The organism is Bradyrhizobium sp. SZCCHNR1053 (assembly GCF_032381235.1).
GTDB lineage: Bacteria > Pseudomonadota > Alphaproteobacteria > Rhizobiales > Xanthobacteraceae > Bradyrhizobium.
In genome coordinates this window covers 29,850-48,224 of sequence record NZ_JAUHJM010000019.1, presented here as the reverse complement: position 1 = coordinate 48,224, position 18,375 = coordinate 29,850, and the positions used below count along the sequence as shown (strand labels likewise).

Genomic DNA, 18,375 nt, shown 5'->3' with positions numbered 1-18,375 from the left:
AATCAACCCGGTCTGAATTGTCAGGACTCAGCCCGGTTCATACCCTCGTGGACCCCCACCCCCGACCCCTCCCCGCAAGGGGGAGGGGAGCGCAGTGGCGCGTGAGGTGATCGCGTAGCCAGCTCAGCCGCGGGCGCGCGTAGCCCGGATGAGCGGAGCGATATCCGGGGTCCTATGAGCTGCCGAGGCGAACCCGGGTGTCGCTGCGCTCACCCGGGCTACGAAGGGCTACTCCGCCGCCATCGCCTTCTTGTGCAGCGAAAGGCCCAGCCGTTCCCAGACCTGCAGCAGGGCCTCGGCGAGGCGGTCGATCAGGCCGTCGTCGTGATAGGGCGAGGGCGTGATGCGCAGGCGCTCGGCGCCCTTGGCGACGGTCGGGTAGTTGATCGGCTGGATGTAGATGCCGTGCTCTTCCAGCAGCAGGTCGGAGGCCTGCTTGCACTTCTCGGGATCGCCGACGAACAGCGGCACGATGTGGGTGTCGTTGGTCATCACCGGCAGGCCGGCGGCGTTGAGGATCGCCTTCACCCGCGCGGCGCGGTCCTGGTGGCGTTCGCGCTCCCAGCTCGACGATTTCAGGTGCTTGATCGCAGCCGTGGCGGCCGAGCAGATCGGCGGCGGCAGCGCGGTCGTGAAGATGAAGCCCGGCGCGTAGGAGCGCACGGCGTCGATGATCTCGCCCTTCGCGGCGATGTAGCCGCCGAGGCAGCCGAACGCCTTGGCGAGGGTGCCTTCGAGGATGTCGATGCGGTGCATGACGCCGTCGCGCTCGGCGATGCCGCCGCCGCGCGGGCCGTACATGCCGACCGCATGCACCTCGTCGACATAGGTCATCGCGTTGTAGCGCTCGGCGAGATCGCAGATCGCCGCCAGTGGCGCGACGTCGCCGTCCATCGAATACAGGCTCTCGCAGGCGATCAGCTTCGGCCGGTTCGGGCCGGCCGCGATCAGGAGCTCTTCGAGATGGCCGAGGTCGTTGTGGCGCCAGATCTGGCGCTCGCAGCCGGACTGGCGCACGCCCTCGATCATCGAATTGTGGTTCAGCGCGTCCGACAGGATCAGGCAGTCGGGGATCAGCTTGGCGAGCGTGGCGATGCCGGTCTGGTTGGAGACATAACCGGAGGTGAACAGCAGCGCCGCTTCCTTGCCGTGGAGGTCGGCGAGCTCGGCCTCGAGTTGCACCAGGGGATGATGGGTTCCGGCGATGTTGCGCGTGCCACCGGCGCCGGTGCCGACGCGGGTCGCGGTCTCGACCATCGCGCCGACCACCTTCGGGTGCTGGCCCATGCCGAGATAGTCGTTGGAGCACCAGATCACGACATTGCGTGGTCCGCTCGGCGAGTGCCAGGTCGCATGCGGGAACCGGCCGGCGATGCGTTCGAGATCGGCGAAGACACGGTAGCGACGCTCATCATGCAGGCGACCGAGGGCGGCACTGAAGTACTGGCTGTAGTCCATCACGAAACCCGAACTGGCGCGCTGCAGTGCAGCACCTGAAGTGAAACCTCGCGGCATGCGTGGCGTGAGGTCTTCTTAGAGCGTTTCCAGAGCGGCTGTCGAGCCGGAATCCCACGGCGGGAATTGGGCGATTTGTCCAAGGGAGGAGGATCTCGGCCGAACGGCGCCCGGATTGCGGCGACGCGGCGGCGGCACAGCTCCGCAGCCTCAGGTGGTGCGATAATGCAGTACGCCGTCGACGTCCTGGCTGGTCAGCCGGCCCTCGACCAGCATGTAGTTGACGTGGGCGATCAGCTCGCCGGCGGCAAAGCCCATCTGATGCGGGTCGAGCACGTGCTTGTGGAACACGACCGGCACGAGCTGCGCCGAGGTTTTCGGCTCGTCGCGGCAGGCGTCCGCGATCATCCGGCAGCGTTCCTCGTGGTGGTCGGCGAGCTGCTTGATGCGCGTCTTCAGCCCGTAGAACGGCACGCCATGGCCTGGCAGCACCAGTACGTCATAGGGCAGGGTGGTGGTGAGGCTCGCCAGCGAGGCCAGATATTCGCCGAGCGAGTTCTGGTCCGGCTCGACCGCCCAGACGCTGACATTGGGCGAGATCTTGCTCAGCACCTGGTCGGCGGACAGGAACAGCTTGTCGGCGGCGCAATACAGCATGACCTGGTCGAGCGCGTGGCCGCCGCCGGTGATGACCTTGAAGCGCCGGCTGCCGATCTGGATCTCGTCGCCATGGGAGATGCGGCGGTAGGAGGCCGGCAGCACCGAGACGCGCTGCAGATATTCCTGGCCGCGGCCGAGCAGCTTGTCGGTCAGGGTCTCGTCCATGCCGTGGCGGCGGAAGAACAGCCGCTGGGCATCGCGGCGCTCTTCGGTGCCGCGGTTCTGGTGATAGACCGACTGCAGATACTCGACCTGCGACATCACCAGCGGGCAGTTGAAGCGCTCGACGATCCAGCCGGCGAGCCCGACATGGTCGGGATGCGAATGCGTCACGATCAGCCGGCTGATCTTGACGTGTTTGAGCGGACCATCGAGCAGCCGCGTCCAGGCGGCGATCGACTCCTCGTTGCCGAAGCCTGAGTCCACCGCGACCCAGCCGTCGCCATCGGCGAGCAGATAGATGTTCACATGGTTGAGGCGGAACGGCAGCTTCAGGCGCAGCCACAGCACGCCGGGCGCGACCTCGACGACCTGGTCCTCACCGGGATGCTGCTCCCAGGGATAGCGCAGGGCTTCGGCGGAGGAGTGAACGGTGTCTGTCTTCGTCATGCCTCATCGATTAACGGCCGCTGCGGGCGAGCGCCAGCCGAAAAACACATGGCTGGACGGCATTCCGGGGTACGGAAGGTGCTTCGGGGCGCGCCAGCATGACCTGCCTCGGCGCCTTCTGCTTCGCCACGCCCCCGTCATTCCGGCGCGAGGCCGCAGGCCTCGAACCCGGAATGACCGGCGAGTAGCAACTACGCCGCCCGGATGTTGGTCAGGAACGAATCGACCTCGGCGCGCAAGGTGTCGGCCTCGCGGCGTAGCGCCTCCGAGGCGCTGAGCACCTCGTTGGCGGAGGTGCCGGCCTGGGCCGAGGCGCTGGAGACGCCGGTGATGTTGTTGGAGACCTCGGTGGTGCCGGAGGCCGCCTGCTGGATGTTGCGGGCGATCTCGTGCGTCGCGGTGCCCTGCTGCTCGACGGCGGCGGCGATCGCGGTGGTGACGTTGTCGATCTCGGCGATGGTCTCGCCGATGTTGCGGATCGCCGACACGGCCGACGAGGCGACCTGCTGCATGCCTGCGATCTGGGTGCGGATCTCATCGGTGGCCTTGGCGGTCTGGCTCGCCAGGCTCTTCACCTCCTGCGCGACCACCGCGAAGCCGCGGCCGGCCTCGCCCGCGCGCGCCGCCTCGATGGTGGCGTTGAGCGCGAGCAGGTTGGTCTGCGAGGCGATCGCCTGGATCAGGTCGACGACGACGCTGACGCGGCTCGCATTGTCGGCGAGTCCCTGCATCGTCGAGTCGGTGGCGCCGGCTTCCTCGACCGCCTTCTTGGCGATCTGGGCCGAGGTCACGACCTGGCGGCTGATCTCCGCGATCGACGACGACAACTGCTCGGTGCCGGCCGACACGGTCTGGACGTTGACCGAGGTCTCCTCGGCAGCCGCCGCGACCGCATTGACCAGCGAGTTGGACTGGTCGGCGGTCTGCGACATGCTCTGCGCGGTCGCCTGCATGGCCGTGGCGGAGTTCTGCAGCGTGCCGAGGGCGCTGCGCACCGTCGCCTCGAACGTGGCGATCTGCGCCTCCATGCGCGCGGCGCGCTCGGCCTTGGCGGCATTCTCGCGGTCCTGCTCGGCGGCCAGGGTACGGGCACGGACCATGTTGTCGCGGAACACCTGCAGGGTGTCGACCATCGCGCCGATCTCGTCGCGCTGCTTCGAGGCCGCAATCTCGGTGTCGAGATCGCCGCTCGACAGCGTCTGCATCGCCTGCTGCAGCCGCTTGATCCGGCGCAGGATGTTGCCGCCGACATAGAGCCAGACGAACAGCACCGAGCCGAGCAGCGTGGCTGCGCCGGCACCGGCCATGCCGAGCGTCGCGAGCTCGATGTCACGGCCCGCCGTGCTGGTGGCGCTTTCGGTCGACTTGCGCACGCCTTCGACGAGCTGCTGCACGCTGATGTCGAGACCGACATTGAGCTTTCGCGTCTCCTCCAGCACGGTCTGCCCGTAATCGTTGGCGTCGAGCTCCTTCTCGCGCGTCTTGAACACGCGGGCCTTGCCCTCGCCGAGTGCGGCGAGCTTCAGCGCGGCATCGTGGATTGCCTTGGTGCTGCGGCCGGTCGGCAGCAATTCGAGATTGGATTTGAGCTGCGCCAGCGCCTCCTTGAACTGCCGCTCGATCGTCTCCAGCGTGTCGCTGTCGTTGGCCGAGAGCGCGGCAGCCATCTGCGCCACCAGCAGGTTGCCGGACGCGATCACGTTGCCGAGCTGTTCGACGAACCGTGCGGCCGCCGTTGCATCGTCTGCCGACACCTCGGCTGCGCCGAGCACGGCGTTGAGCTGCGTCTGGGCATCTAGCATCGGCTCGTTGGCGGCGGCAGTGAAGTCCGCCTGCGCCTTGCGCAGCGCGTCATACTGCTTGTTGTGCAGGGCCGCCACTTCGAGCCGCTCGCGTGCGGCCGACACCAGGCTCTGATTGGCTTCGTTGATGTTCTTGATGGTCTCCGCGAGCGGCGCCACCACGCTTTTCGCGGCGCCGAGCGCGCTGATCTCGCTCAGGCGCTCCTGCGTGGTCTTCTGGATCTCCTGCATCTTCTTCAGGCGATCGTTGAGCGCGTCCTCGCTCTGGGACTGCAGCAGCGCCGGGCCGAGGCTGGCCAGGCCGGAGCTCTGCGCCAGCAGCTGCAGGCTCGAGGTGAGGCGCGGGATCTCGCGGTCCGAGAGCTCGACCATGGTGCCGCCGACGTGTCGCAGCATCAGTCCCGCAGCGACGCTGATCGCGATCGCCATGCCGGCGATCACTGCGAAGGCTGCGAACAGGCTGCCGCGGACGCCCCATCCAGGTCGCAGGACTCCGAGCACCCTGCTGAAGCTGAACCGAATCGCCATCTCTGGTGTCCCCCGATATGCACTACTTGGAGCTGTTGCTTGCAGGCAGTATCGCGGCGGGCGGTTAACAAATCCGGGAAACTACTCGGGCAGTGCTGAGTTTTCTCGCATTTTCGCATTTCACCGTGCGGCATTTAACAGGACGGAAAGGATTGTTGGGCCGCGCTTTCGATAACCTATGACAGAAAAGGCCGGCATCGCTGCCGGCCTTCCCGTCGTTTGTTGTTATTTGACGCCTGCGGATCAGTAGCGGGCCGCGAGCGGAGCGCCCCAGTTGAAGCGGTAGTTCACGCCTGCCTTGAAGGTGTGGTCGTCGGTGGTGAAGCTGCCGGTCGGGACCAGCGCGGCGGGCGCCGTGAAGGTGGCGCTGCCGAAATTGTAGTACTGATACTCGGCCTTGGCCGACCAGTTGGGCGCGAACATGTATTCGAGGCCGGCGCCGACGGTCCAGCCGTTGCGGTGGTCGCCGTTGGTTGCGAAGCCGACCGGCGTGCCGGCGAACGTCACCTTCTCGTTGTTGTCGGAATAGGCGTAGCCGCCCTTCACGTAGAGCAGGCCCGGACCCCAGGTGTAGCCGAAGCGGCCGGTGATCGAGCCGAGGCCGCGCTGGCTGTTGGTGTAGACGAGGCCGCCGGGGAAGGCGGCGCCGACGCTGCCGCTCAGCCAGCTGTACTGGCCCTCGGCGCCGATCACCCAGGTCGGTGCGAACTGCCAGTCGGCGCCGACCTGCACGCCGCCCAGGAAGCGGCCGTTGGAGTTGTTGCCGGTGGCGAGGCCAGAGAAGTTGTTGTCGCTGGAGAACGCGCCGCCGAGATGGGCGCCGAGATAGAAGCCGGTCCAGTTGTAGATCGGAGCGGCATAGGTCGGCGGCGCCTTGGTTGCGTAGGGATAGGTCCGGGCGCCGAAATCGGCGGCGACAGCGGACTGGGCCGAGGCCAGCGCGGCGACTGCAACGGTTGCGAACAGGATCTTCTTCATGGCGGGGTCTCCGATACTCAACTAACAAGGCTCGCGCAGCGCGCGCCGTCGATGGATCGGAGATAGATTGCTTTCGAATAAAATGCTGTCACTCGCGCAGCACACTGGCCTCCAACCCGACCTTCTGCGGGCAAAGGTTCTGGCGTAGTTAGCAATGCACTAACGAAGGCTGAACCGGGAGTTAACGCCGGGCCTCTTTGTGCCGCCGCGGCACAACCGGTTAAGGCGCGTTAAGAGCTCGATGCAGGGCCGCGACTGCGTCGCGCAGCTGCTCGCGATGAACGATGTCGTCCTTGGGCATCGAAGCGATGCCGGCGGCGAGCTCGTGAAGGATCGCGGCGAGCAGTCCAAAGTTCAGATGCATATGGATCGACTTGCGGACGTCCTCGGGGCCGGGGCGCTCCAGGGTCAATGCCAGGCCAGATGATTCGAGATGGGCTTCGAACCGCGAGGAATGCTCGAACGTGCCGGCATAGAACTTGTCGGGATATTCGAGCGCGATCTCGGCCTTGTCCGGGATGGGTTTCGACATGGTAGCTCCTGAGCGGCGATGCGCGCATGTTCGCAGATCCGCCTCCCGCCGCCTTGCGCCAGGTCATAGTGGGCGGAGCGCCTGCGTCCCCCGATCGAGTCGGGCCGGACCGCATTTCTACGGGGGCGGAAATTTACCTTACCCTGAGAAAAGGTTGTGCACGCTGATCAAATTGACGACTCGATGCCGGTCGTTCTGGACGGACCAGCTCCATGCAAGCGAGCGGAGAGGGCTCCGGCGGGGCGACGGCGGGTGCAGTCCACCCTCCAGCGAAATGTGCCGCCGACATGAAGATGCGTCTCTCCATTTCCACGTTCATTGCGGCTTTTGGCCTTGTGCTCGCACTCGGCTTCGGTGCGGTCGTGCTGACCAGCGCCTATGCGCTGCGCGAGCTCAAGGTCGGCGGGCCCCTCTACGACAAGATCAAGCTCGGCAATGATCTGGTGGCCGACATCCTGCCGCCGCCTGAATATGTCCTCGAGGCCTATCTCGAGGCGACCCTCGCACTCCGGACGCCGAAGGATCTCGACACGCATGTCAGTAAGCTTTCGCAGCTGAAGAAGGACTACGAGGATCGCAAGACGTTCTGGACCGGCTCGGCCCTGCAGCCTGATCTGAAATCGCTGCTGGTCGAACGATCGGACGGCGAGGTCCGGAAGTTCTGGCAGGCCCTGGAGGCCGAGTTGATCCCGGCGCTGCGCTCCGGCGACATGGCGAAGGCCGATGCCTCCTATGCCCGGCTGGCCGAAGCCTACGCCGCCCACCGCGCGGTGATCGATACGCTGGTCGACAAGGCGAACAAGCTGAATGCGGACATGGAGGCGACGGCGGCGACCCAGGATCGCAGCATCTCCATCGTCGTGTGGACCGTGTCCGGCATCGTTCTGGCTCTGGTCGTCGCCGGCATGTCCGGGCTGGTGATCGGCGTCGTCCGTCCGCTGTCGCGCATGACCGGCCTGATGCGGCGGATCGCCGAGGGCGATCTGTCGGCCGACATTTCCTATTCGGAACGCGGCGACGAGATCGGCGCGATGGCGGGCGCGCTGAGCATCTTCAAGACCAACGCGCTGGAGAATGCGAGCCTGCGCGACAAGCAGGAGCGCGACCGTTTGGCCGCCGAGGAGCATAAGAAGCGCGCCATGCTCGACATGGCCGACGTGATCGAGCGCGAGACCGAGACGTCCGTCGAAGCTGCGGCCGGCGCATCGCGCCAGGTCGAGGCCGTCGCCGCAGGCCTCTCGAAACTGGCCGAGGAGCTGTCGACCGATGCGCAATCGGTGGCCGCAGCCTCGGAGCAGTCGCTCTCCAATGCCCAGACGGTCTCGTCGGCAGCCGAGCAACTGAGCTCGGCGATCCGCGAGATCTCGAGCCAGGTGGCGCGCGCCAGCACGATCACCAAATCGGCGGTGACGGAGCGCGAGAAGGCGAAGAACACGATGCTCTCCTTGTCCGCGGCCGTGGACAAGATCGCCGAGGTCTCCAACCTGATCGGCGGCATCGCCGAGCAGACCAACCTTTTGGCGCTCAATGCCACCATCGAGGCGGCGCGCGCCGGCGACGCCGGCCGCGGCTTTGCCGTGGTTGCGGCCGAGGTCAAATCGCTGTCGGATCAGACCGCCAAATCGACCGAGGAGATCTCGCGCCTGATCGGCGAGGTGCAGACCACCACGCAGGCGACCGTCGACGTCGTCGAAGGCATCGGCAGCCAGATTTCCGAGATCGACGAGGTCGCGGCCTCGATCGCCGCGGCGATGGAGGAGCAGCACGCGGCGACCCAGGAGATCAGCCGCTCGGTCCGGTCGTCGGCGAGCGCGGCGCGCGATGTGTCGTCCAAGATCGGCAATGTCGGCAGGGACGCCGGCATGGTCAACGATCGGGCCGCCGAGGTGCGCAACGCCATCGGCTCCGTGGCAACGGGCCTGACCTCGCTCCGTGCCACGCTGGTGAAGGCCGTCAGGGCCGCGACCGCCGAAGCCGATCGCCGTCAGTCGCCGCGGTTGAAGTCGAGCCTGTCGATCAAGGTCGTCGACGATCGCAGGGGCGCGGTGAAGGCCGATCTGGTGGACATTTCCGAAGGCGGCGCCTGGTTCCGCTTCGACCCCGAGCCTGGCATCGGCGATCGCGGCGTCATGGAATTCAGCGGCTTCGACGGCAGCGTGCCGTATCGGGTTCGCGCCCGTGACAAGGACGCGCTGCATGTCGAGTTCGACCCCGGCCAAAATCGCGAGGCGTTCCTGGCGTGGTTCAGGCGGACCTTCGCAAGGCAGGCAGCGTAGACGGAGCGCCGTCGCTTGCCTCCGCTCTCGGCCAAGAGAACGGAGGCTTCGTGCCGGTCCTCAACGCGCCATCGTCATTGGCGCGAGACCAGATCGCTGATCCGCACTGGGAAGCGCCTGATCCGAATGCCGGTCGCATGCGCCACTGCGTTGGCCACCGCCCCGGCGGAGCCGGTGATGCCGATCTCGCCGACGCCCTTGATGCCGAGCGGGTTGACGAACGGATCGTGCTCCTCGACCGTGAACGCCTCGATCGCCGGGACGTCGGCATTCACCGGCACATGATACTCGCCGAGATTGGCGTTCATGATGCGGCCGCTGCGCCGGTCGGTGACGGCCTCCTCGTGCAGCGCCAGCGAGATGCCCCAGATCATGCCGCCGATGAGCTGGCTGTTCACCAGCTTCGGATTGATGATCCTCCCGGCCGCAAACGCGCCGACCATCCGCGTCACCCTGACCTGGCCGAGATCGGGATCGACCTTGACCTCGGCGAAGACAGCGCCATGCGAGCTCATCGCGTACTGCTCGTTGGCGGCGGGATCGGGCACGCCTGAGCCGGAGCCCTCGATCTCGGTGAGACCGGCGCGGGCCAGGATGTCGGCATAGCTCTCGCCGCGGCTGTCATCGTCGCGCCGCAGCAGCCGCCCGTTGCGAGCGATCACGCCGGCATTGCCGGCGCCGAACAGTGGCGAGCGCTCATCCGCCGTCGCAAGCCCGGCAAGCTTCGCGATGACCGCGGCTCCCGCATTGTGGATCGCGGTGCCCACGGTCGCCGTGTGGGCCGAGCCGCCGGCGATGCCGGCATCCGGCAGATCCGACGTTCCGGCCTTGAACGTGACCTGGTCGAGATCGAGCGCGAGAGAATCCGCGGCGATCTGTGCGAACGCGGTCCACGCGCCCTGGCCCATGTCGTGCGCGCCGCTCTCCACCACGCCGCTGCCATCGCGCCGGATCACCGCGCGCGCCTGGCCTGCGAACATCAGCGCATGGAACGTCGCCGTGCCCATGCCCCAGCCGACCAGGAAGCCGTCCTTGTCGCGCATCGTGCGCGGCTTCAGCGGCCGCTCCCACCAGCCGAAACGCTCCGCACCTTGCGTGTAGCACTCGCGCAGCGCCTTGGACGAGAACGGCTTGCCGGTGGCCGGCTCGACCTCGGCGTAGTTCTTGACCCGGAAGGCGAGCGGATCGAGGCCGCAGGCCTCGGCCATCTCGTCGACGGCGCTTTCCAGCGCGATCGAGCCCGGCGCGATGCCGGGCGCGCGCACGAACAGCGGCGTGCCGGTGTCCATGCGCACCGCGTCATAGGTGGTCGCGATCGCCGGCGCGGTATACAGCGTGTGCGTGACATGCGCCGCCGCCTCGTAGAAATCCTCGAAGCTCGAGGTCGCGATCCGCGCGTGATGATGGATCGCCGACAATTGTCCCGCGCCGCTTGCGCCGAGCTGCAACGTCTGCCGGGTCGGCGAGCGATGGCCGAACGGACCGTAGAGCTGCTCGCGGCGCACCACGAGCTTCACCGGACGTCCGGTCAGCTTCGCGGCGAGGATGCCGAGGATCTGCGGTCCCGCGATGAGGCCCTTGCCGCCGAAGCCGCCGCCGAGATAGGGGCTGCGGATCAGGATGCTCTCCGGCGCGATGCCGAACAGCTCGGCGAGGCGCCCGCGCATCATCACGAGGCCCTGGGTCGGCGTGTCGATGACGAGGCGATCGCCCTGCCATTCGGCGACGATCGCATGCGGCTCCATCGCGTTGTGATAGTGCGCCGGGGTCTCATAGGTCGCGGTGATCTGCCTGTCGCTGCCCGCCAGCGCGGCCTCGACATCGCCATGGTAGCTCTCGGCAGGAAATCCCATGCCGACCACAGGCGGCACGTAGGCGTCGCTGGCGTCGAGCCCGATGCGGGCCGGCTCGACTTCGTAGCGCGGGGACAGCAGAGCGGCGCCTTCGGTCGCTGCTTCCAGGCTCTCGGCGACGACGAGCGCGATCGGCTGGTTGGCGTAGCGCACGCGATCGTTCTGCAGCGCCTCGAACCGGAACGCGAACGGATTAGGCTTGCCGTCGGGATCGGCGTGCAGCGGCGGCCGGTTGGCGGAGGTCATCACCTCGACCACGCCGGGATGAGCCTTGGCGGCTTCGACGTCGAGCGAGACGACGCGGCCGCGCGCGATGCTGGAGACGGCGAGCACGGCATAGAGCAGGCCGGGCGGATTGTTGTCGGCGGCGTAGCGTGCCGTGCCGGTGACCTTGGCGCGGCCATCGACGCGCGACAGCGACTGGCCGATGTTGGAGCCGTGTCTGATATGGGCGGGATCGCGGGAGAGATTGAGCTCAGGCGTCATGAAGCACTCCTGGAACGGAGGAGAAGGGAGAGGCCGGCAGCGCCGGCATGCGCGACGGCGTGCCTTGGCTCGCGGCTTGCAGCGCGCGCACGATCAGGCTGCGCGCGAGCGGGATCTTGTAGGCGTTGTCGCCGGAGGGCTTTGCGTCGTGCAGCGCCGCCTCGGCGGCGCGTTCGAACAGGTGCGCATCCGCGGGCTGTCCTGCGAGCAGCGCTTCGGCCTGGTGGGCACGCCATGGCTTGGCAGCGACGCCGCCGAGCGCCAGGCGCGCCTGCTTGATGCTGCCGTTCTCGATCACGAGACCGGCTGCCGCCGAGACGATCGCGAACGCGTAGGAATTGCGCTCGCGGACCTTCAGATAACGCGCATGCCTGGCGAAGGCGCGTGCAGCCGCCGGCAGCCGGATCGCGACGATCATGTCGCCCGACGCGAGCACGGTCTCCTTCTCCGGCGTGCTGCCGGGCAACAGATGCAGCGCCTCCAGCGCGACCTCGCGCCGGCCCGCTTTGCCTTCGATCTCAACCACGGCATCGAACGCCGCCAGCGGCACGCAGAAGTCCGAGGGATTGGTGGCGATGCAGGCCTCGCTCCAGCCCAGCACAGCGTGCTGGTGGTTGTCGCCGCCGCGGGCGTCGCAGCCGGCGCCAGGCGTGCGCTTGTTGCAGGCCGACGCCGGGTCGTAGAAATAGGCGCACCGCGTCCGCTGCAGCAGATTGCCGCCGACGGTGGCCGCATTGCGCAATTGCGCCGACGCGCCGGACAGCAGCGCTTCCGCCACCGCCGGAAAGTCGCGCGCGAAGCCTGAATCATGCGCGAGATCGGCATTGCGCACCAGCGCGCCGATCCTGACATCGCCATTGCCGAGCGTCTCGATGCGCGTGAGCTCGGCGAGATGCGAGATGTCGACCAGCCGCGCCGGCCGGACGACATTGCCCTTCATCAGATCGAGCAGGTTGGTGCCCGAAGCGAGATAGGCGGCGCCGGGTGCGCCGGCGGCGGCAATCGCTTCGGCGACGCTCGACGGCTTCACATAGTCGAACCGGTTCATGCCGCGCGCTCCTTCGTATCAGAGAGCGTCGCCTGCGCGTCGAGCACCGCCTCGACGATACCGACATAGGCGCTGCAGCGGCATAGATTGCCGCTCATGCCTTCGCGCACGCGCTCGGGATCGGAGCCCGCCTGGCCTTCGTTGATGAGCCCGACCGCGCTCATGATCTGGCCCGGCGTGCAGAAGCCACATTGCAGGGCGTCATGATCGATGAACGCCGCCTGCACCGGGTGCAGCTGGTCGCCTTGAGCAAGTCCTTCGATGGTGGTGATCGCGGCGCCGTCGAGGCTGACGGCCAGCGTCAGGCAGGAGTCGATGCGGCGGCCGTCGACCAGGACGGTGCAGGCGCCGCACTGGCCGCGGTCGCAGCCCTTCTTGGTGCCGGTGAGGTGGAGGCGCTCGCGCAGCAGGTCGAGCAGGGTGACCCTGGGGTCGTCGAGCGCAAGCGTTCGCGGCTCACCGTTGACGGTGAGTCTGACAGTCCAATTCATGCGTTGTTCCGATCGAAGCGATGGCCTAATCGGATCGCAGCGGGCACCGCCTTACGGGCGGTGGTCCGTCCAGATCCAGCGACCGCGGGACGACAGCTCAGGAAGGTTGGCTGTCCCGGGTGGCAGGTCTATTTATACGGAGGGGTCCTCCGTTTAGCAAGGGGACATGAACGGTCCGTCATCAAGAGCTGGTGAGATGCAGACGAAACCACAAGAGCGGCCGCGCAAGCCGCGCGCCGATGCGCAGCGAAATCGCGAGCGCGTGCTGGAGGCCGCCAAGGCGGTGTTCAGCGCCGGCGGCGCCGAAGCCAGCCTGGAAGCGGTGGCGCGCCAGGCCGGCGTCGGCATCGGCACGCTCTATCGCCATTTCCCCACCCGCGAGGACCTGTTCGAGGCGGTGTACCGGCGCGAGGTCGAGCAGCTCTCGGAGCTCGCCGAGGCGCTGAAGAGCGAGCCGTCGCCGGTCGAGGCGCTGCGGCGCTGGCTGCGCTCGACGGTGCAGTTCGTCGCCACCAAGAAGGGCATGATGGCCGCACTGGCGATCGTCATGAACGCGAACTCCGAGCTCGCCGCCTATTCGCACGGCCATCTCACCCGCTCGATCGGCGCGCTGCTGTCGCGGGCCGTCCAGGCCGGCGAGATTCGCAGCGACATCAGCGCCGACGACGTCCTGCGTGCGCTGATCGGCATGTGCTACATGCACGATCAGACCGGCTGGCAGCAGAGCGTGCTGCGGCTGTTGGATGTGTTCGTGGACGGGTTGCGGGTGGGGAAGGGAAGAGTCAGCGAAGCGTAGTTGGCTTTCCGTCCTGGCTCAGCGGGGCGGGAATAGCAACAACGTCAACAATGTCAGGAAAGTTTCCTGGTTTTGGACGCGAGCGGCTTCGAAGCTCGCCAATGCAGCTCTCGCCATTCTGATGGCGAGCTGCGCATCCAGGGTTTTGACGCGGATCATCGGATTATAGTCGGCTTCATGGCGCTTCTCTTGCAGCTCCAGGACAGCGAATGCGAACGCTTGAAGGTTTGCTCCAAAGCCTCCAGAGGGCGCAAACGGGAGATACTTGGCGGAGAGCTTCGACTTTTTGATCTCCTCGCATAGCAATCGGAGGTCTCGATGATCCACGGCTCTATAGACGAGGGCGTATGAAGGTGTCCCTTGTTTCGTCTTGCCAACGAATTGATCTGCAGCGGCGATGAGCGTTGCATGAAACAATCCATAGTACGCAGCCGAAATTGCGCGACGGATGTTCACCTGCCGTGGTGGCCCCGCCGCAGGCGGAACGATCAACTGCTCAGCCTGCTGAAACAGATGCTCCGGATTAAGTATCGCCAACGGCCTCGTTCTCCGCCTCGTATTCGATCAGCGGAAAACGGTCCTCGCCTGCGGCCTGGAGCTGCTCTTGGATCTGGACCAGCGTATCCAGTACTGCTTCTCCCTCGATGTTGGTCCCTTGGATGGGGCTCAATACGATGGTGATCCGCAGCGCGTCACGGCCTTCGGAGTCCGCATAGGACGCCGTCGTGACGTCTGTTACCGCGGCGGAGCTGCTCAGATTCGCAGTGGCGACCTCGCGGGCGATCTTGGCGATTTTGGCGTTATCCAGCATTGTCGCAATATACGCTGCATTCCGGTGAGTTGCCACCGGCCAGCGTGCGGAGTCTCATATGGCTCATTGGCGATCTCACCCCCTGAGCCACTCCATCAGCGCCTGCGCCGTTTCCTCCGGCTGCTCGGGCTGCGGCAGGTGGCCGCAATTCTCCAGCACGACCAGCCAGCTGCCGTCGATGCCGTCGGCCATCTCCTTCGACAGGCTGTTTGGAATGGTGTTGTCGGTGTCGCCGGTCAGCACCAGGGTCGGGCAGCGGATCGCGGTCAATGTCGGCCGCGAGTCCGGACGCGACATGATGGCCGTCAGCTGCCGGACGAAGCCGATGACGCCGACCTCCTCGGCCATGTCGTGCACCAGCTGGCGCAGCCGCGGATCGTCCTGGCGCGACGGATGGACGAAGCCTGAGAACAGCTCGTCGACCACGCCGTGATAGTCGCCCTCCTTGGCGCGGGTGATCATAGTGCGGCGGCGCGCGCTCGCCTCCGGCGTGTCGGGCCTCGCCTGGGTGTTGATCAGCGCCAGCCGGCCCACGCGCTCCGGCGCCTGGCGCATGATCTCGAAAGCGATGTAGCCGCCCATCGAATGTCCCGCGAGCGCGAAGCGCGGCGGCGCCTCGGCCAGGATGCGGCGCGCGATCGCGGCCATGCTGTCATCGCGGACGTGGTTGGCCACCATCACCGGCCCGAGCCGCCACAGCGCGGGGATGACAGGCGCATAGATGCGGGGCGACGAGATCAGGCCAGGCACCAGCACGAGCGGCAGCGCATCAGTCATGGGTCTTCCCCCCGGAAACGGCGTTCACCTGGTCCGGGTGTTTTCCACCCGGCATGCCATTTACGCGCGTGAGGCGGCCGATGTCCAACGATGTGCTCCGCTTCGCGCCCGCCGCCCAGGGCGACGACCTCGTCCTCAGCCTTGCCCTGGCTCATCCTGCGCCTCTTCGCGACGGCGTATGGCCGGACGGACGCAGTGATCGGGTCGCACGCGATGCCGCTTGGGCCGCGGCGCCTCTGGCTTTCGTGATTGCGGCGCCATTCGCGGCAATCTGGTGGCGTCGTCCGCAATTCGCGCGCGAGGCGGGGATCCAACTACTTCCGTTCCGGATCATGCCACCATCGCATGCAGCGCGATGATACCTGGATGGATCGTCAATCGTGGCAAACAGGGTCGGGCGTCACGATAATATCACGTAATGGGCGTGGGCCGCGGCGTCGCAAGGCCTGCGACCACAACGATTAGTTCGCGCGGCCGGTAACTTCACGTGGCCGGCGATGGCCGGCTCTCTCGTGCTGCTGCGGCGATAAGTTGGTAGCACCGCGCTGTCGGTGATGACATCGGAACGATTGTCGCGCGAAGTCCGACTCTCACGAGAACGGCGAGTGCGCCGATCCGCGGTGCAGCGAGGGGCGGGACGACGTGCTCGATCAGCGGCGCGACGATGCCTCTCGGCGATGTCGCTGCCGGATGGAGCAGCGGCGCTCGTGGCCGCGAGTTCGATGCGAAGGTTGCGGTGGTGTGACCTGATGCGCGAGCGAGAGCCAGCGCGCCAGCGGCCGAGGCCTCTCCCCGACGATCAGACGAGCAGTGGCTGCGCCGTGGCTGCGAGCTTCTTCAGCAGCGGCAGGAAGCGCTCCTTCATCTCGTCGACGCCGATGCGATCGACGTGGCCGCCGATGTTGGCGGCGGCGATGATGCCGCCGTCATAGCGGCGAATCGGCACTGAAATCGAGCGGAAACCCAGCTCCGCCTCACCGTCGACGAGCGAGTAACCGTCGTCGCGGACGGCGATGATCGACGCGAGCAATGCGTCCTTGTCGGTGATCGTCTGCGGCGTCATCTCGGTCAGCGTCATGCGCTCGACGGCCTGGCGCAACTGATCGTCCGGCATCCGGCTCAGCAACACGCGGCCGACCGATGTGCAGAACGCCGGCAGCCGATAGCCGATTTCGAGTCCGGTCGAGAACATCCGCGCCGACGTCGCGCGCGCGATGAAGACGACCGACTCGCCGTCGAGGACGGCGAGCGAGCAGACCTCGCGCGCCTCGCCGGCCGTGCTGTCCATCAACGGCTGCATCACGCTGTTGATCTGGTTGGAGGCGAGATAGCTGGAGGCCAGCAGCAGCACGCGCGGCGTCAGCGAGAACAGCCGGTCGTCGCCATGGACGAAGCCGGAGGCCTTCAGTGTCAGCAGAATCCGTCGCACCGTGGCGCGGGCGAGGCCGGTGAGTTCCGCGGCCTTGCTCAGCGTCATCGGCCGGCCCTCGCGGCTGAAGGCTTGTATCACCCGCAGGCCGCGATCGAGCGCTTCCACGAACTCGGGACCGTCGCCCCGAGCCTGCTTCTTCTCCTCATCAGTGCGCTTCAGTTTCGGCATCGGCCTGACATGATCCGCTGTTGTTGTTTTCGGCTGCAGTGAAGCTGCAGTCCGTTTGCCCCTCGGCTTCGGTTGTAGCTTTTTCACTTGCGCTTCTCCCCACTTAAAGCGAATCTAATCTGGGCGAACATGTGTTCGTCTAGCGAACATTATTAGATGATCGCGTGACGCTCAACGCCCGACTTGCGACGGAACAGGAGAGACGGCCATCATGATGAGCCAGGAGCAGAACGACCTGATCACGCGCGTCGGACCCGGCGCGCCCGCCGGTAAACTAATGAGGATGTACTGGCAGCCGGCCGCGCTGGTCGATGAGCTCGCGGGCGAGCGGCCGGTGCGCGCGGTGAAGCTGCTCGGTCAGGACTTCGTGCTCTTCAAGGATGCGCAGGGCCGCTACGGACTACTTGATCGCGATTGCCCGCATCGCGGCGCAGATCTCGCCTTCGGACGGCTGGAGAACGGCGGGTTGCGTTGCGCCTTCCATGGCTGGCTGTTCGACGCCGACGGCAATTGCCTGGAGACGCCGGCCGAACCGGCCGGCTCGCCGCTGTGCAAGAACGTCAAGCAGCGCGCTTATCCCGTGGTCGAGAAGGGCGGCATCCTCTGGGCCTGGCTCGGCGATGGCGCAGCCCCAGCGTTCCCGGATCTCGACTGCTTCACCGCGCCCGACGCCTACACCTTCGCCTTCAAGGGCCTGATCGAATGCAACTGGCTGCAGGCGCTGGAGGTCGGCATCGATCCAGCGCATGCCTCGTTCCTGCACCGCTTCTTCGAGGACGAGGATACGTCGACTGCGTATGGCAAGCAGTTCCGCGGCGCCTCCGCCGACAGCGAGCTGCCGATGACCAAGGTGCTGCGCGAATATGATCGTCCGATCATCAATGTCGAGCGGACCGAATACGGCCTGCGCATCATCGCGCTGCGCGAGATCGATGCCGAGCGCACCCACGTCCGCGTCACCAATCAGCTGTTCCCGCATGCCTTCGTGATTCCGATGAGCACGGAGATGACGATCACGCAGTGGCACGTGCCGGTCGATGACGAGACCTGCTACTGGTACGCGATCTTCACCAGCTATGGCGCGCCGGTCGACCGGGCGAAGATGCGGGCGCAGCGGCTCGAGCTCTATGAGCTGCCGGACTATCGCTCGCGCAAGAACAAGAGCAACGACTACGGCTTCGATCCACGGGAGCAGGCGACCGCGACCTACACCGGCATGGGCAGCGACATCAACGTGCACGACCAGTGGGCGGTGGAGTCGATGGGCCGGATCCAGGACCGCACCCGCGAGCATCTGGGCCAATCCGACAAGGCGATCATCCAATATCGCCGGCTGCTGCGCGAGCAGATCGAGAAGGTCGCGGGCGGCGAGTCGCCGATGCTGTTCCTCGATGCCGCTGAGGCCCGCAGCGTGCAGGGCCCGGCGACGATGGACGGCATCGGTCCGACGCGCGGCTGGGAGACCTACTGGATGGAAGTCGACGTCCGCCGCCGCCGCAACGCCCCCTGGGCCCCGCCGGTGCCGGCGGATATCATTCGGCTGGCCCCGCATCTGAGCGCGGCGGAGTAGCTACTTTGCTCCGAGTTGCCGTACGGTGGCCAAAGCCGGCGGAACGGCGCAGCGTACCGTCCGACGGCGTGCCCACCATTCACGTGCACCGTCGCGGCAGTGG

16 protein-coding genes are annotated in these 18,375 nt (G+C 66.6%); 4 read left to right on the top strand and 12 right to left on the bottom strand.

What is annotated here, in order from left to right; translation table 11 throughout:
- Positions 1 to 228: 228 nt before the first annotated feature.
- The 5 genes from hemA to QX051_RS28565 form a co-directional block, all read right to left on the bottom strand.
- On the bottom strand, positions 229 to 1,458 hold the full coding sequence (gene hemA / locus QX051_RS28585; RefSeq protein WP_315778420.1) for a 5-aminolevulinate synthase: 1,230 nt from the start codon (positions 1,456 to 1,458) through the stop codon (positions 229 to 231).
- A 207-nt stretch (positions 1,459 to 1,665) separates the two neighbouring features.
- Complete coding sequence (locus QX051_RS28580; RefSeq protein WP_315778419.1) at positions 1,666 to 2,724, bottom strand: MBL fold metallo-hydrolase; 1,059 nt, start codon at positions 2,722 to 2,724, stop codon at positions 1,666 to 1,668.
- 191 nt (positions 2,725 to 2,915) lie between these two features.
- Entirely contained in the window at positions 2,916 to 5,054 is a 2,139-nt protein-coding gene (locus QX051_RS28575) for a HAMP domain-containing methyl-accepting chemotaxis protein (RefSeq protein ID WP_315778418.1), read from the bottom strand.
- 243 nt (positions 5,055 to 5,297) lie between these two features.
- Positions 5,298 to 6,032, bottom strand: a complete 735-nt coding sequence (locus QX051_RS28570) for a porin family protein (RefSeq protein WP_315778417.1) — start codon at positions 6,030 to 6,032, stop codon at positions 5,298 to 5,300.
- Between the two features lie 220 nt (positions 6,033 to 6,252).
- Positions 6,253 to 6,564 (bottom strand): hypothetical protein, encoded by a 312-nt coding sequence (locus QX051_RS28565; RefSeq protein ID WP_315717894.1) that lies wholly within the window; start codon positions 6,562 to 6,564, stop codon positions 6,253 to 6,255.
- Positions 6,565 to 6,851: 287 nt separating this feature from the next.
- Between QX051_RS28565 and QX051_RS28560 the strand changes: the two genes are divergently transcribed.
- Entirely contained in the window at positions 6,852 to 8,840 is a 1,989-nt protein-coding gene (locus tag QX051_RS28560; RefSeq protein WP_315778416.1) for a methyl-accepting chemotaxis protein, read from the top strand.
- A 74-nt stretch (positions 8,841 to 8,914) separates the two neighbouring features.
- On the opposite strand, the gene QX051_RS28555 is transcribed toward QX051_RS28560, so the two are convergent.
- The 3 genes from QX051_RS28555 to QX051_RS28545 are packed head-to-tail and all read right to left on the bottom strand — an operon-like array spanning position 8,915 to position 12,718.
- A complete protein-coding gene (locus QX051_RS28555) occupies positions 8,915 to 11,179 on the bottom strand; it encodes a xanthine dehydrogenase family protein molybdopterin-binding subunit (RefSeq protein ID WP_315778415.1) in 2,265 nt (754 codons plus the stop codon).
- The gene (locus QX051_RS28550) at positions 11,169 to 12,227 is read right to left on the bottom strand and encodes a xanthine dehydrogenase family protein subunit M (RefSeq protein WP_315778414.1); all 1,059 of its coding nucleotides are present in this window, start codon (positions 12,225 to 12,227) and stop codon (positions 11,169 to 11,171) included. The genes QX051_RS28555 and QX051_RS28550 overlap by 11 nt, the downstream gene beginning before the upstream one ends.
- Positions 12,224 to 12,718, bottom strand: coding sequence for a (2Fe-2S)-binding protein (locus tag QX051_RS28545; RefSeq protein WP_315778413.1), 495 nt, complete (start codon positions 12,716 to 12,718; stop codon positions 12,224 to 12,226). The genes QX051_RS28550 and QX051_RS28545 overlap by 4 nt, the downstream gene beginning before the upstream one ends.
- Before the next feature lie 196 nt (positions 12,719 to 12,914).
- Here QX051_RS28545 and QX051_RS28540 point away from each other — a divergent pair, with 196 nt between their 5' ends.
- Complete coding sequence (locus QX051_RS28540; RefSeq protein WP_315778412.1) at positions 12,915 to 13,514, top strand: TetR/AcrR family transcriptional regulator; 600 nt, start codon at positions 12,915 to 12,917, stop codon at positions 13,512 to 13,514.
- Positions 13,515 to 13,532: 18 nt separating this feature from the next.
- Here QX051_RS28540 and QX051_RS28535 read toward each other — a convergent pair whose 3' ends face one another.
- The 3 genes from QX051_RS28535 to QX051_RS28525 form a co-directional block, all read right to left on the bottom strand.
- On the bottom strand, positions 13,533 to 14,051 hold the full coding sequence (locus QX051_RS28535; RefSeq protein ID WP_315735957.1) for a hypothetical protein: 519 nt from the start codon (positions 14,049 to 14,051) through the stop codon (positions 13,533 to 13,535).
- Entirely contained in the window at positions 14,038 to 14,325 is a 288-nt protein-coding gene (locus QX051_RS28530) for a hypothetical protein (protein WP_315735958.1), read from the bottom strand. The genes QX051_RS28535 and QX051_RS28530 overlap by 14 nt, the downstream gene beginning before the upstream one ends.
- Positions 14,326 to 14,400: 75 nt before the next feature.
- Positions 14,401 to 15,102 carry an alpha/beta fold hydrolase gene (locus QX051_RS28525; RefSeq protein WP_315735960.1) on the bottom strand — a complete coding sequence of 234 codons (702 nt, stop codon included), beginning with the start codon at positions 15,100 to 15,102 and terminating at the stop codon, positions 14,401 to 14,403.
- Between the two features lie 80 nt (positions 15,103 to 15,182).
- Between QX051_RS28525 and QX051_RS28520 the strand changes: the two genes are divergently transcribed.
- Positions 15,183 to 15,461: a hypothetical protein gene (locus tag QX051_RS28520; RefSeq protein WP_315778411.1), complete on the top strand. Its 279-nt coding sequence runs from the start codon at positions 15,183 to 15,185 to the stop codon at positions 15,459 to 15,461.
- A 440-nt stretch (positions 15,462 to 15,901) separates the two neighbouring features.
- On the opposite strand, the gene QX051_RS28515 is transcribed toward QX051_RS28520, so the two are convergent.
- Positions 15,902 to 16,702 carry an IclR family transcriptional regulator C-terminal domain-containing protein gene (locus QX051_RS28515; protein WP_315778410.1) on the bottom strand — a complete coding sequence of 267 codons (801 nt, stop codon included), beginning with the start codon at positions 16,700 to 16,702 and terminating at the stop codon, positions 15,902 to 15,904.
- Positions 16,703 to 16,913: 211 nt separating this feature from the next.
- Here QX051_RS28515 and QX051_RS28510 point away from each other — a divergent pair, with 211 nt between their 5' ends.
- Positions 16,914 to 18,272, top strand: coding sequence for an aromatic ring-hydroxylating dioxygenase subunit alpha (locus QX051_RS28510; RefSeq protein WP_315778409.1), 1,359 nt, complete (start codon positions 16,914 to 16,916; stop codon positions 18,270 to 18,272).
- The last annotated feature ends 103 nt before the right edge of the window (positions 18,273 to 18,375 follow it).

What these genes read in the sequence shown, in the direction of transcription:
- QX051_RS28515 (WP_315778410.1), bottom strand. Translation starts at nt 16,702, where the DNA reads ATGCCGAAACTGAAGCGCACTGATGAGGAGAAGAAGCAGGCTCGGGGC.
- QX051_RS28570 (WP_315778417.1), bottom strand. Translation starts at nt 6,032, where the DNA reads ATGAAGAAGATCCTGTTCGCAACCGTTGCAGTCGCCGCGCTGGCCTCG.
- QX051_RS28525 (WP_315735960.1), bottom strand. Translation starts at nt 15,102, where the DNA reads ATGACTGATGCGCTGCCGCTCGTGCTGGTGCCTGGCCTGATCTCGTCG.
- QX051_RS28560 (WP_315778416.1), top strand. Translation starts at nt 6,852, where the DNA reads ATGAAGATGCGTCTCTCCATTTCCACGTTCATTGCGGCTTTTGGCCTT.
- QX051_RS28520 (WP_315778411.1), top strand. Translation starts at nt 15,183, where the DNA reads ATGTCCAACGATGTGCTCCGCTTCGCGCCCGCCGCCCAGGGCGACGAC.
- QX051_RS28555 (WP_315778415.1), bottom strand. Translation starts at nt 11,179, where the DNA reads ATGACGCCTGAGCTCAATCTCTCCCGCGATCCCGCCCATATCAGACAC.
- hemA (WP_315778420.1), bottom strand. Translation starts at nt 1,458, where the DNA reads ATGGACTACAGCCAGTACTTCAGTGCCGCCCTCGGTCGCCTGCATGAT.
- QX051_RS28580 (WP_315778419.1), bottom strand. Translation starts at nt 2,724, where the DNA reads ATGACGAAGACAGACACCGTTCACTCCTCCGCCGAAGCCCTGCGCTAT.
- QX051_RS28550 (WP_315778414.1), bottom strand. Translation starts at nt 12,227, where the DNA reads ATGAACCGGTTCGACTATGTGAAGCCGTCGAGCGTCGCCGAAGCGATT.
- QX051_RS28510 (WP_315778409.1), top strand. Translation starts at nt 16,914, where the DNA reads ATGATGAGCCAGGAGCAGAACGACCTGATCACGCGCGTCGGACCCGGC.
- QX051_RS28545 (WP_315778413.1), bottom strand. Translation starts at nt 12,718, where the DNA reads ATGAATTGGACTGTCAGACTCACCGTCAACGGTGAGCCGCGAACGCTT.
- QX051_RS28565 (WP_315717894.1), bottom strand. Translation starts at nt 6,564, where the DNA reads ATGTCGAAACCCATCCCGGACAAGGCCGAGATCGCGCTCGAATATCCC.
- QX051_RS28530 (WP_315735958.1), bottom strand. Translation starts at nt 14,325, where the DNA reads ATGCTGGATAACGCCAAAATCGCCAAGATCGCCCGCGAGGTCGCCACT.
- QX051_RS28575 (WP_315778418.1), bottom strand. Translation starts at nt 5,054, where the DNA reads ATGGCGATTCGGTTCAGCTTCAGCAGGGTGCTCGGAGTCCTGCGACCT.
- QX051_RS28540 (WP_315778412.1), top strand. Translation starts at nt 12,915, where the DNA reads ATGCAGACGAAACCACAAGAGCGGCCGCGCAAGCCGCGCGCCGATGCG.